10 protein-coding genes and 1 tRNA gene are annotated in these 12,215 nt (G+C 63.7%); 4 read left to right on the top strand and 7 right to left on the bottom strand.

Going from position 1 to position 12,215, the window contains the following annotated elements; genetic code table 11:
* Positions 1-40: 40 nt before the first annotated feature.
* Positions 41-526, top strand: a complete 486-nt coding sequence (locus K5658_RS13095; protein WP_221063575.1) for a helix-turn-helix domain-containing protein — start codon at positions 41-43, stop codon at positions 524-526.
* A gap of 29 nt (positions 527-555) precedes the next feature.
* Complete coding sequence (locus K5658_RS13090; protein ID WP_221063574.1) at positions 556-936, top strand: transposase family protein; 381 nt, start codon at positions 556-558, stop codon at positions 934-936.
* A 386-nt stretch (positions 937-1,322) separates the two neighbouring features.
* Here K5658_RS13090 and K5658_RS13085 read toward each other — a convergent pair whose 3' ends face one another.
* The 4 genes from K5658_RS13085 to K5658_RS13070 form a co-directional block, all read right to left on the bottom strand.
* Complete coding sequence (locus K5658_RS13085) at positions 1,323-2,486, bottom strand: hypothetical protein (RefSeq protein WP_221063573.1); 1,164 nt, start codon at positions 2,484-2,486, stop codon at positions 1,323-1,325.
* Positions 2,470-2,865 carry a hypothetical protein gene (locus K5658_RS13080; protein WP_221063572.1) on the bottom strand — a complete coding sequence of 132 codons (396 nt, stop codon included), beginning with the start codon at positions 2,863-2,865 and terminating at the stop codon, positions 2,470-2,472. Before K5658_RS13080 ends, K5658_RS13085 begins: the two co-directional genes overlap by 17 nt.
* Positions 2,866-3,158: 293 nt before the next feature.
* A tRNA-Thr gene (locus tag K5658_RS13075) sits at positions 3,159-3,234 on the bottom strand.
* Positions 3,235-3,317: 83 nt separating this feature from the next.
* The gene (locus K5658_RS13070) at positions 3,318-4,328 is read right to left on the bottom strand and encodes a GGDEF domain-containing protein (protein ID WP_221063571.1); all 1,011 of its coding nucleotides are present in this window, start codon (positions 4,326-4,328) and stop codon (positions 3,318-3,320) included.
* A 207-nt stretch (positions 4,329-4,535) separates the two neighbouring features.
* On the opposite strand from K5658_RS13070, the gene K5658_RS13065 reads away from it, so the two are divergent.
* Complete coding sequence (locus K5658_RS13065; protein ID WP_221063570.1) at positions 4,536-5,090, top strand: DOMON-like domain-containing protein; 555 nt, start codon at positions 4,536-4,538, stop codon at positions 5,088-5,090.
* An 18-nt stretch (positions 5,091-5,108) separates the two neighbouring features.
* A complete protein-coding gene (locus K5658_RS13060) occupies positions 5,109-6,314 on the top strand; it encodes an exo-beta-N-acetylmuramidase NamZ family protein (protein ID WP_221063569.1) in 1,206 nt (401 codons plus the stop codon).
* A 21-nt stretch (positions 6,315-6,335) separates the two neighbouring features.
* On the opposite strand, the gene K5658_RS13055 is transcribed toward K5658_RS13060, so the two are convergent.
* From K5658_RS13055 to K5658_RS13045, 3 genes are all read right to left on the bottom strand, one after another.
* The gene (locus K5658_RS13055; protein ID WP_221063568.1) at positions 6,336-6,983 is read right to left on the bottom strand and encodes an SPOR domain-containing protein; all 648 of its coding nucleotides are present in this window, start codon (positions 6,981-6,983) and stop codon (positions 6,336-6,338) included.
* Between the two features lie 14 nt (positions 6,984-6,997).
* Positions 6,998-8,758: an arginine--tRNA ligase gene (gene argS, locus K5658_RS13050; protein ID WP_221063567.1), complete on the bottom strand. Its 1,761-nt coding sequence runs from the start codon at positions 8,756-8,758 to the stop codon at positions 6,998-7,000.
* 319 nt (positions 8,759-9,077) lie between these two features.
* On the bottom strand, positions 9,078-11,945 hold the full coding sequence (locus tag K5658_RS13045) for a tetratricopeptide repeat protein (RefSeq protein WP_221063566.1): 2,868 nt from the start codon (positions 11,943-11,945) through the stop codon (positions 9,078-9,080).
* Positions 11,946-12,215: the final 270 nt, after the last annotated feature.

Genomic DNA, 12,215 nt, shown 5'->3' with positions numbered 1-12,215 from the left:
TAGTTGGTATCATAAAAATAAATATTTTTAATTACGTGATATGTTTTCATACGAAACTGCAAAACAAGATGAAAGGACGTTTCTCAGCTTGACGAGTTTGACGGTCCAAGAGTTTTCTGAGCTATGCGTCTTATTCGGAAGGCATTGGAACGAGTTCACCAAGCAAAGCGAGAGGAATCCCGGCAAGGGAGGACGACCCCATGCGCTGAAAACCATGGAGGATCGCCTGCTTTTAATCCTTTTCTACCTGAAAACCTACCCGCTCCAGGAAGTCATTGCCTATTCCTTTGGTATTAGCCAGGGGGCCGCCAATATTCTGATCCATCAGTTCAGCCATATACTCAAACTTGCCTTGCAGGAAGGCGGTTTTGTCCCGCCAAGGTTAACCGATGAAATGTTGGAAAGACTCAACCAGGAACATCCTCAAGACTACGGCATAGACGGCACCGAAAGGCGTATTGTCCGGCCCTCCAACGCGGATGCGGAAAGGGGATTTTATAGCGGTAAAAAAAAGCCCACACCCTGAAGAACAACCTGGTTGCCGGTCTGGAAGATATGCAAATCAAGGGGTTGAGCGGAACCCACGAAGGGAAGAAGCATGATAAGAAAATCTGCGACGAGGAGGGTATCCTCTTGCCGGAAGGCAGCGATCTTTACCGGGACACCGGGTTTCAAGGCCACGAAATGGAAGGGGTGAATATCCATCAACCCAAGAAGAAACCGCGCGGCGGGGAACTCACGGATGAAGAAAAGGAAAACAACCGCCTGATTTCCAGTATCAGAGTCGTTGTTGAGCATGTGATCGCCGGGGTGAAACGTTGCCGGATTGTGAAGGACGTGTTCCGTAATACCTTGTCAGGATACGACGACGATGTGATGGAACTGGCCTGTGCGCTACATAACTTCAGGAGTTATCAGCGCCGCGTTTCCTACTGAGCGCCAGGAAACGGAATAATAGTCATATCGGCCTTTAGTCCGGTCATTCTTCGGCCATAGATAACCAGAATCTATGGGTTCACATCCTGATTCACAGATAGGCCATCTGATGATGGTTGAGACGTTTGCCATGCCGGATTTCAGCATGAGTTTGTGAATCTACGTAACAATTGGGTTTTTAATAATGTCTAGTCCGTAAGAAATTAATTGCCTGGGGGAAAAGAAGCAAGCTTGAGCAAGGAAGGCGTAGTCTTTCTATATGTTATGGTGCTTTGTATCAATATATAGCAGAAACTCCTTCTGCATTGAAGGATACGGTCGAGGAATGTTTAAGGAGACCCCAGTATTGATTGATTTGAGTGTATGTTTGGGCTATATCAAAAAGATCAGTTGCTTTTTATGTATGGCTTTTCAGCTTCGCGAGAAATCAAAGCCACCTCGATTTCCCCATTCTCCAAATTCTCCCGCCCCATCACGGCAATCCTCAAATCACCGCCGAACACCTCGTTAACCTCGTCATAGAGTTCCGGCAGGAAGGTGCAAAAATGCTCTTTTCCATCGTCGGTTTCCCGCAAGGTGAACGAGAAATTATCCTTGTCGAATTCCCGCACCAAGCCGCTGACCTGACAAAGCCGCTCGCGGGTAATCCGGGCTTGGCTCAAAGCACCCCGGACCTTCTTCGACGCCTCCCGCGTCAAGCGGTAGTGCCGCCGACCACCCCGGAATATCCTTCCCCTAAGCTCGACAGCCTTCACCACGCCTCGTTGAGGCGGCACCAGCTTTTCCAAGGCTTCCAGGGAAGCGATGTCCAAGCCGTGCGGCTTATCTTCAGCATCGGGAGCGGTTGCCCACTCCAAGGCTTGTTCCAGGGAGTTACCTATTTCCCCGAAACCCTTATTCCATTCATCCGCTTCGACTCCTTCGCTAATATCCCGCTGCTTTTGAATAGGCAGGCGGAAAGCCACCTCGAAACTGTTGTAGGCGAACCCTTGCGCCGGTAGGTCGTAAAACTGCCGGAAAATATTCGTCTTGCGCCCCTGTGTGCGGGCCGTATCGAAAATCTGGCTGGAAATCTTCTTGAGCGCCGTTATCGCGCCATCCACGACTTGGCGGATGACGCTGGCCGGGACTTGCCCCTCCACCAAATCATCGCCAATGGCCCGGAGCGCGAAAATGGGTTCCAATTCGGGCCATAACATCACGCCCGGTTGCGGCAGGGCATCGCCAGGAACATCGGCCAGCGTGCCTTTCCACGCCGCGACCGGAACGCCATCGTATCCGGCGTCCACTACCCAAACCCAAGGCTGGTCCAGGGCTTGCCGGACGGACAGCACGCCGCTTTTCAGCTTTTCTAGGATTCGTGGATTGGTGGGCGCGGCGACATGACGGCAAATCCCATCTTGCTCGTCGGCGAGATAAAACAGCAGTTCGCCCTGCGTGGTGTTGGCGGTGAAGATACGGGGACCGTCGAAGTCATAAAGAACCTCGTCCGGCTCGATGTCCCGGAATCCATCTATTCCGACCGATGCGCCGCTAACGGTCCAGTCCATTTAGCGCCTCCGTGAAAAAGGCGAACAATGCGGCGCGGTCCACGCCTTCACACGGCCACCACGTTGTATGCGTTGGACGCTCCTTGGCCGGGGTGAGCTGAGTCCTTCCGTGGTCGGCATTGAGTTCGCATTGCAAGATCAATTTGCCGAGTTTTGGGAAAAGCCGCGTCTGATGAACCGCATCATCCAGCGACCGCAATACCGACAACCCGGAGCGTAGGCAAGGGTCCGCGTTGGGCAAAGCGCCCCGCTCGGCGTGGGTCTTGAACTCGTCCGGGCCGGGCGGGTTGGCCTTGGCTACCCGAAAATGCGTGCCCATAGCTGATTCGGCGGTTAGCGGCGGGCAGTTGTTCGGCCAGTCTTTGGGGAATTGCGGCATAGCTTCCAATATGGTTCGGGCATAGCTGAAAACACGCGAATTATAGGTTCATGCGGATTTCTATTGACACCAGGAGCGGGAAAATAACGCGGGCTTGCTGCAATAATCGAACGGCGCGGATGGGAGATTCTTCGGCGTATGCGCAAATGAACGTTGCCATACAGGCACAAAAAAGCCCGGCGCTAAGTCGGGCTTTTTGCTGTTCCGAACCCTGGTTTTTCGTTCCAAGGTTTGACATGGGTTTGATGAGCTTCCGAAGAGTTCGGATTTTCTTTCGTAACCCTTTGATTTTATGGAGCCGGTGATAGGAATCGAACCTACGACCCGCACATTACGAATGTGCTGCTCTACCGACTGAGCTACACCGGCATCGGTTAGACAACAGATTATAGGAAACACCGCCCCTGGGCACAAGGCGGACCCGAAGGGCCGGGTCCGGACTACCCCCTCCGCTAGAAATATTCCACGGGATTCGAATCCACCAGATGCGGCTCGATAATGCCGTGTTCCACCAATTCCTCGTACAGGCACACTTGGTTGCGGCCGTTCTGCTTGGCGTAATAAAGCGCCCGGTCGGCCATGTCGAGCAGGGTGGGCGTGAGCGAATCGGGCATGATCTGGACCACCCCGACGCTGATGGTGACTTCGCCGATCTGTGGAAAGGGGTGGCCGGCCACGGAGGCGCGGAGGCGGTCGAAGGCGCTTCTCGCCCCTTCTTGGTCGGCCCCGGCGATGATCGCCACGAACTCCTCGCCGCCATAGCGGAACAACAAATCCCCGCCCCGGAAATGGCGTTGCATGAGCTGCGCGACCAGGAGCAAAACCTCGTCGCCGTAGAGGTGGCCGAAGGTATCGTTGATGCTCTTGAAGCGGTCGATATCGATGATCCCCAGCCAATACGGGGTCGCCCGGTCCGGGGTGGCGGCGGGGAGCGGGCGGTGCGGGATCAGGCCCAGGACTTTGTTGATGCTGTCCTCGAAGGTCTTGCGGTTGGGCAGCCCGGTCAGTGGGTCGCGCTGGGATTCGTCGAGCAGGGCGCAGAAGTTCTGGTAGATTTGCAAGAAGCAGGCGTACAGGCGCTTGGTGTCGTTGGCGGGCGGGTGGTCGGTAGTCACCAACAGGTAGCTATCGGCGGTCTGCGATTCGACCCCGAGGTAGACCGTCAGGAAATGGCCGTCTTCGTCGCGTCGGCTGTAGGGTTTGCGCGTGCGTTTCACCACCGGGAGCAGGTCCACGATCTCGGCCGGAAGCTCGATATCGCCGAGGTTGATCTCGTTCCGCCCTTCGCGCCGATAGTGCAGCATAGAGGTCGGATGGTCGCTCTTGTCGAGGCGGAGCAGGCTGATCGCCGTGGGCTGGGTCACTTCGCTCAGGGTTTTCAGCAGGCTGAATTCCAGGAGTTCGATATCCCGCATTCCGGTCAGCAGGGCGATTTGATCGAGCAAGCGGGGTGTATATGGCATGTTGGACGGCCCGGTTTTGGGTGGTTTTCTGATGTCGCGGGTCCGGCAGGGGGAGGTGGGGGTCCGGCGCTGATTAAATTAATAGCAGGATTTCCAGGATACTCCTGTGGATTTGTCCACACGGGGAGGGTGGGGCCGGGAGGCGCGGACCTTATACTATGCTGCCCGGCCACCGCCGCCCCGTTCCTCGCCCGGATGTTGATCGCCATGCCCGCTATCGTTTTGCAGCCCCATCCCGCCACGCCCTGTGCCGCCGTCCATCGTTGCCAGGTCCGGGCCGGGCTCGATCCTGCGGGGCGCTTGGCGCTGGAATACACGCTGGAGGGCGATATCGACGGCCTCCTTGTTCCCGCGCCCGCCGCCTTGGGCCGGACCGATGGCTTGTGGCGGCATACTTGCTGCGAGGCGTTCCTGGCCCGGCCCGGCCTCCCTGGTTATCTCGAATTCAATTTCTCGCCTTCCGGGGCCTGGGCGGCCTACCGTTTCCGGGCCTACCGCGAGGGCATGGCGCTGGCGGAACCCGCCCGGCCGCCGCTGGTCCAGGTCCGCCGCGCCGCCCATCGGTTCGTATTGAGCGCGACCGTCGAACTGCGGGGGCTGGTGCCCGAGCCCGCCGGGACGGCTTGCCGCATGGCCTTGTCCGCCGTGCTGGAGGACCGGGAGGGCGGGCTGTCCTACTGGGCCTTGGCCCATCCCCCGGGCCGGCCGGATTTCCACCACGGCCACGGTTTCGCCCTGGCCTTGTCCCCTTCCCATCCCTAGTTTGCGAGGAGAGACCCGATGCGATTCGGCATAGACCGCCTGCTCGAAGATGCCACCCTGCGCGCGCCCTTGAAGGGGCGGCGGGTGGCTTTGCTGGCCCACCCGGCCTCGGTGACGGCGGAGGGCGTCCACAGCCTGGACGCCCTGGCGGCGCTGGACGATATCCACCTGAGCGCCGCCTTCGGGCCCCAGCACGGTTTGCGCGGCGACAAGCAGGACAATATGGTCGAATCGCCCGATTTCCGCGATCCGGCCCACGGCATTCCGGTGTATAGCCTGTATGGCGCGGTGCGCCGCCCCACGGCGGCGATGATGGACGGCTTCGATGTGCTGCTGGTGGATTTGCAGGATTTGGGGTGCCGCATCTACACCTTCATCACCACCCTGCGCTATGTGCTGGAGGAAGCCGCCCGCCATGGCAAAGCGGTCTGGGTGCTGGACCGGCCCAATCCGGTGGGGCGTCCGGTCGAGGGTTCGATCCTCGAACCGGGGTGGGAGAGCTTCGTCGGGGCGGGACCGTTGCCGATGCGCCATGGCTTGACCCTGGGCGAGTTGGGCCATTGGTTCGTGGCGCGATTGGGCCTGGAGGTGGATTACCAAGTGGTGGCGATGGCGGGCTGGGAGCCGGAGCGGGCACCCGGCTACGGCTGGCCCCTGGGCGCGCGGGCCTGGATCAATCCCAGCCCCAACGCGCCCAACCTGTGGATGGCGCGGTGCTATGCGGGCACGGTGATGTTGGAGGGCACCACGCTGTCGGAAGGCCGCGGCACCACCCGCCCGCTGGAAGGTTTCGGTGCCCCCGATCTGGACGCGGAGCGGCTGGTCGCCACCATGCGCGGCCTGGCCCCGGACTGGCTGCGCGGCTGCCGTTTGCGGACCTGCTGGTTCGAGCCGACCTTCCACAAGCATGCGGGGCGGCTGTGCGCCGGGGTGCAAATCCAGGTCGAGGATGGCGCCTACGACCACGCCGCGTTCCGGCCCTGGCGCTTGCAGGCGCTGGCGTTCAAGGCCTTGCGCAAGCTCGATCCCGATTATCCCTTGTGGCGGGATTTCCCCTACGAATACGAATACGACCGGCTCGCCATCGATCTCATCAACGGCGGCGGGGACTTGCGCCTGTGGGTGGACGACGCCGCGGCGGAGCCGGGCGACCTCGAAGCCTGGGCCGGGCCGGACGAGGCGGCGTGGTTGGCGGAGCGGGAGGCGGTGTTGCTGTATCGCTGAGCCGTGGCGGCGGCGGGCGGCCTACTTGGTCGCCCGCTGCACCACGCTGTCGATCTTGTTGGCGCGGAGGTATTGCCGCACCTTGTCGGCGTCGGCGAGGCTGGCGTAGGGACCGATCTTGACCCGGAACCAGGCGGTGTTTTCCAGCTTGATCATTTCCAGCTTGGCCTTGATCTTGAGCAGGCCGAGCTGGGCCTTCAATTTCTCGGCGTCCTGCTGGTGGGTGAAGGAACCGGCCTGCACCATGTAGATGCCGCTCTGGGCCGGTTTGCCCAGGCTTTCCTCTTCCCGCTTGAGGGTCTTGATCTCGTTCTCGGGGATGATGACTTCCTTTTCCGGCAGCACCTTGTAGAAGCTGAAGCGCGGTTCGACCGGCGCGGGCGGTGCCGGGGCGGGTTCCGGGGGCTTGCCCGGCTTGGTGGCTTGGCCTTGGCTTGGCGGCGGCTTCTTGCCATCGCCCGGCTTGGGCTGGGTCGGCATGGGCATGTCCGTGGTTTCCGCCGCTGCCGTCGGTTCCCCGCCGCCCGCCCCGAAGAAATGCATGCCCAAGGCCGTCAATCCCCCGAGTCCGAGGAGCACCGCCCCGGCCCAGCCCCAGGCACGCGCCGGGCGGTTGCGCTTGTTTTCGCGGCGATAGGCGGGGATGCGGTTTTTATAGTCCTTGGACATGCGGGGTCCTCTGCTTACATGGCTTCGGGGGCCGATACGTCCAGTAGGCCCAGGCCGTTGGCGATCACCTGCCGGACGGCGGCGATCAGGTTGAGGCGGGCGTCGCGCAGGGCGGCGTCCTCCACCAGGAACTTGTGGGCGAAATAGTAGGTGTGGAATTCCGCCGCCAGTTCCCGCAGATAGTGCAGGAGATGGTGCGGGGCGTGTTGCAGGGCCGATTGCTCGACCACTTCCGGGTAGCGCGACAAGGTGCCGACCAGGGCGGTTTCATGCGGTTCGACCAGCTTGTCGAGGTGCGCCATGCCCAGCGCGAGGTCGCGGGCCCAGCCTTTCTCGTCCAGTTCGCGGAACACGCTGCACACGCGGGCGTGGGCGTATTGCACGTAGTAGACCGGGTTCTCGTTGGTGCGGGAGGTCGCCAGCTTGAGGTCGAAATCCATGTGCTGGTCGGATTTCCGCATCACGTAGAAGAACCGCGCCGCGTCCTTGCCGACTTCGTTGCGGAGTTGGCGCAGGGTCACGAACTCGCCGGAGCGGGTGGACATCTGCACTTTTTCCTCGCCCCGGTACAGCACGGCGAATTGCACCAGCAGCACGTCCAGCTTGGTGGGGTCGCCCCCCAAGGCCTGGATGGCGGCCTTCACTCTGGGGATATAGCCGTGGTGGTCCGCGCCCCAGATGTTGATGATCCGGTCGAAGCCGCGGTCCAGCTTGTCCATGTGGTAGGCGATATCGGAGGCGAAATAGGTCATCTGGCCGTTTTCGCGCACCACCACCCGGTCCTTCTCGTCGCCCAGGCGGCTGGACGCGAACCAGGTCGCCCCGTCCTTTTGATAGAGATAACCCGCCGTTTCCAGCTTTCGCAGGGCGCGTTCCACCGCCTGGGTTTCGGTCAGGCCGCGTTCGGAGAACCATTGGTCGTAGCGGACGCCGAATTCTTCCAAGTCCTGGCGGATATCGCCGAGGATGCTGTCGAGTCCGGCATCGAACACCGTGCGGTAGCCTTCCGGGCCGAGCAGGGCTTTGGCGCGGGCGACCAGGGCGTCGATGTGGATTTCCTTGTCGCCGCCTTGCGGTTCGTCGGCGGGGATATCGGCGAACACCACGGCGGCGGGATGACGGAAGCCCTCGCCGTGGCGCTGGTGCAGTTCCCTGGAAACGTCCCGCACATATTCGCCGCGATAGCCGTTGCTGGGGAAGACCAGGGTTTCGCCGCAGGCTTCCAGATAGCGCAGCCACACGCTGGCGGCGAGGATGTCCATCTGCCGCCCGGCGTCGTTCACATAATATTCGCGGTGGACCTCGAAGCCCGCCGCCGCCAACAAATTCGCCACCACCGCGCCATAGGCCGCGCCGCGCCCGTGGCCGACATGCAAGGGGCCGGTGGGATTGGCCGAGACGAATTCCACCTGGACCTTGATCCCGGCCCCGGCCTTGCCCAGGCCGTAGCCATGCCCCGCGTCGTGGATGGCGCGGATCACGCCGAACTGGGCTTGGGGGTCGAGGAAGAAATTGATGAAGCCCGGCCCCGCGATCTCCACCTTGACCACGGCGGGATCGGGGCCGAGCGCGGCGGCGATCTTCTCCGCCAATTGCCGGGGGTTGGCGCGGGCCGGTTTGGCGAGGGCCAGGGCGAGATTGGTGGCGAAATCGCCGTGCTGGGCATCGCGGGTGCGTTCCACCAGGACGGTAGGTTCCAAATCGGCGGCCAGCGCGCCCTCGGTTTGCAAACGGGCGACCGCGCCCCGCAACAGGGTTTCCAGGCGTTTTTTCATGGGGTGGGGGACGAAGGGAAAAATTAAGGCCCGCCATTATCCTAAAATCGCCGCCGCGCTGGCAATGCGGCGCGGCGCTTGGCGTCGGGCCGGGCGCGGGACGGGGCGGGAATGGCGGGACGAACGGGCGATTCGGGGTATATCCATGGGTGGATCGGGGAATCGGCGGGCGGGGAAATAGGTTATTTCGCGGGCGTGGAAATGCCCGGAATTAGGCCGGGGGAAGGTGACATGATAGGGTTATTGAATCATGCCCGCCGGGTTTGCGACAAACCTGGATGCGGTGGCGGACATGTTTCCCGGCCCGTCGCGGGGGAGCTCAAGCCGCCGACTGGGTTTTCTCCTGGGCGAGGCGCTGTTCCACCCAGGCCAATTCGCTGTGCAGGCTGTGATCGTCGGGCACCAATTCGGCCCATTGCGCGGCCCCGGCCAGCGCCTTGCGGTAATAGCCCAGGGCGGTGGGGCTATCCCCGGTCTGGTCGCACAACAGGCCCAGCTTGGCGTAGTTGACCGCGATTTCCCGCTGTAGCGCGGCGTCGGGGGGGCCTGGCGAGATTAGGCGCTTGAGCAGGTTGGTGCGGGCGCGGTAGTGCTTGATGGCTTCTTCCGGCTGGGATTGCGCCGCCGAGATTTCGCCCGCCCACCGATGGCATTGGGCCAGTTGGCGTTTCCAGTCCAGGTTGGCGGAATCCTGGCCCGAGAGCTGGGTGTAGGCGGCGATGGCCTGCCGGTAATGTTCCAGGGCGGGCTGGGTTTCGCCGCGCTCGCGCAGTATTTCGGCGAGCTGGCCATGGACCCGCGCCGGGGCCGGGGCGAATTTGGGATTCGAAGGCGGCGGCCCGGCCAGTTTTTGGTAAATCTCCAAAGCCGGTTTCAAGGCGTCCAGGGCCGCTTCGGCTTGTTTCTTTTTGCGGTATAGCCCGGCCAACCGCTCGAAGGCCGCCGCCAGGGCGTATTCCCGCTCGCCGTCGGCCAGGGCTGCCGGGGGCAGGGCCGAGCGCTGGGTCAGCCCGGCCCGGTAGCTGTTGCGGGCCTTGTCCAGGTCGCCGCCCTGGGCCAGGGCTTCCCCGGCCTTGAGATAAAGGCTCCATTGCCCGAGTTGCCAATCCTCGCGGCCGGGGTCTTGGGCGGTCAGGCGCTTGCGGATGCGGAGGCTTTTCAAATAGGTGTCGAGCGCGCCCGCCGCGTCGCCCCGCGCAGACAGGATATCGCCGGTGCATTCCCGCACCCGCGCCAGATCGGCCAGCCAGTCCCAGGCTTCGGCGTCCGCCGCCACCGCCCGCGCCAAACCCGCCCCGGCGTGGCGGTACATCTCCAGGGCGCGTTGCGGCAGGCCGTGCGCCATGTCCATATCGCCCAGGAACGCGGCCAGCCGGGCGCGGTGGGCGAGGTCGGCCTGGGTTTCCTGGGCGCTGTGTTCGCGGGGGTCCGCCGTCAAGGCGCGGGCGTGGGGGGCCAGCGCCGCCAAGCGCCGCCAATCGCCCGCCGCCGCGCAGGTTCCGGCCAAATCGTGCAGGACGCCGACCGCCGCCCGGTGCAGCGCCGCCAGCCGGCGCAGGTCGTGGTTGGCGATACGCATGGCGTGGATGGTGAGGGAATGCAGGTGCAGGCTACCACCGGCCACTTCGCCCAGGCCCAGCCGGTCCAGCGCGGCGATACCCGACCCGGCGTGGCGGTGGGCCAGTTCGGCGGCGCTGGGCTGTGGTATCCCCAGGAGTTCCAGGCAACGCGCCCGCAGCGGATGTTGGCGTTGTGGCTCCTCGCACAGGCCGCTGCCCGCGAGGCAGTCCACCACGAAATCCACCGGCAAGGGCGCATCGGCCAGGTTCGCCGCCAGCCGCAGCAAATCATGGCCCGCTTCGCCCATGGCGCTCATGGCCGCGAGCAGAGCGCCGGCCAGGGCGGTTTCCTGGGCCTTGGGCAGGCCGCTGTGCAGGTTGGAGGCGACGATCACGGCCCCGTGGGCCGGGTCGCCCAGCCGCCGCCGCAAGGCGGTGTAGGGGGCGTTGCGTTGGCGGCGGTTGCCACGGGCGGCGGCGTTGGCCGCCGTGATCGCCAGCGGTTGGCGGCCCAATTCGTCCAGCAGCCGGGCGGTCGCGGCCCGCTCGGGACCGCTGGTGGGCGGCAGGTTCCAGGTCAGCAGGTGCCACGCGGTTTCCTCGTCCAGGGGCGGGAGGTGGATGCATTCGACCTGTTCGTCGTAGCGCTGGCTGCGGGTGGTGAGGAGGGTGCGGCCCAGCGGGGCCGCCGGGGCCAGCCATTGCTGGAACGCCGGGCCGTTCAGTCCTTCGGGCAGGTCGTCCACGATCCACAGGAACGGTTGTCCGGCCTCGGCGAGGTGGCTGCCCAACCGGTCCAACAGGGTGGGGGTGTCGGCGGTGGGCGGGGTTGGGTCTTGCGGCGACAGGGCGTGCAGGAAGGCCAGGAGCTGCATCTTGAGCGGCGGATTCTCGGCCAGATCGGCCACGCTGGCGATGGGCTTGGCTTCCCGCGCCGTCAGCCAGAAAATGCCGCCGGGGAAGGCGGGGCCGAAACGGTGGGCGTATTCCCGCGCCAAGGTGGATTTGCCCTGGCCTTCGATGCCCGCCACCGCGACCACCGGGCCGGGTTCCGCCGTGGCGGGTGTGGGGGCGGGGTCCAGCAATGCGTGGATATCCCAGAGTTCCCGCTCGCGCCGCAGGAAGATCAAGGTCGGTTCGGGCCGCGCCTGATGGGCCGCGTACCAGGGCGGCGCGGTGGGCGGGCGGGTTTGGGCCAGGGGTTCGGCGAGTCCCGCGCAATGGGCGCGGAGGGCCGCGGCCAGCGCGGCATGGCCGGATGCGTCTTGCGGCTCCGGCGCGATGGCGTAGCGCCAGTCCCGGAGTGGCACCGGATAGATATGCCGGGTTCCGGCGGCGGCGTTGACCAGCAGGAGGCGGCGGGCGGCGGGGGCGGCGTCGCGGTCTTGGGCGAGGTAGGCCGCGGCCAATTGGGTTTGGGCGGCGCGGGATTGGAAATAGTCTTCCGAAGCCCAGACCAGGCAGGCTTTGGCCAGGCCGAAGCCGGGGGGCAACTCGGGGCATTCGCGGGCCGGCGCGGTGCGGTAGGAAACGCCCAGCGGGCGCAGGGCTTCGAGCAGCGGGCGCACCGCTGGGCTGTGGGCGGGGGTGTGGCTGATGAGCAGGTCGTAGCTGGGGGAGTCTGGCACGGTGGGGGTCGGGATGGGGTTGGGGGTGGCATCATTGTAGCGAGGTTCCGGGCTGTACCGCAGGCTTCGTTGGGTGGCGGCTTGTCCATCGGGGAAATGGCGAAGTTCCACCCGTATCGCGGCAACCGCCATCCATGGTGGAAATCCCGCCATTCCACCCAGGGAGGACGCCTCCCGCATCCGGGACAGGCTCTCCCGGACGCGGCAGCGCTTACTGTCCGTCCCTGCGGTGCCTCCGAGGCTGGAGAGACGCCTTCTGCGGCCGTTAGA

It is taken from the genome of Methylomagnum ishizawai (assembly GCF_019670005.1).
Lineage (GTDB): Bacteria > Pseudomonadota > Gammaproteobacteria > Methylococcales > Methylococcaceae > Methylomagnum > Methylomagnum ishizawai.
The sequence above is the reverse complement of the archived record's forward strand: the minus strand, read 5'-3'. Positions and strand labels throughout refer to the sequence as shown.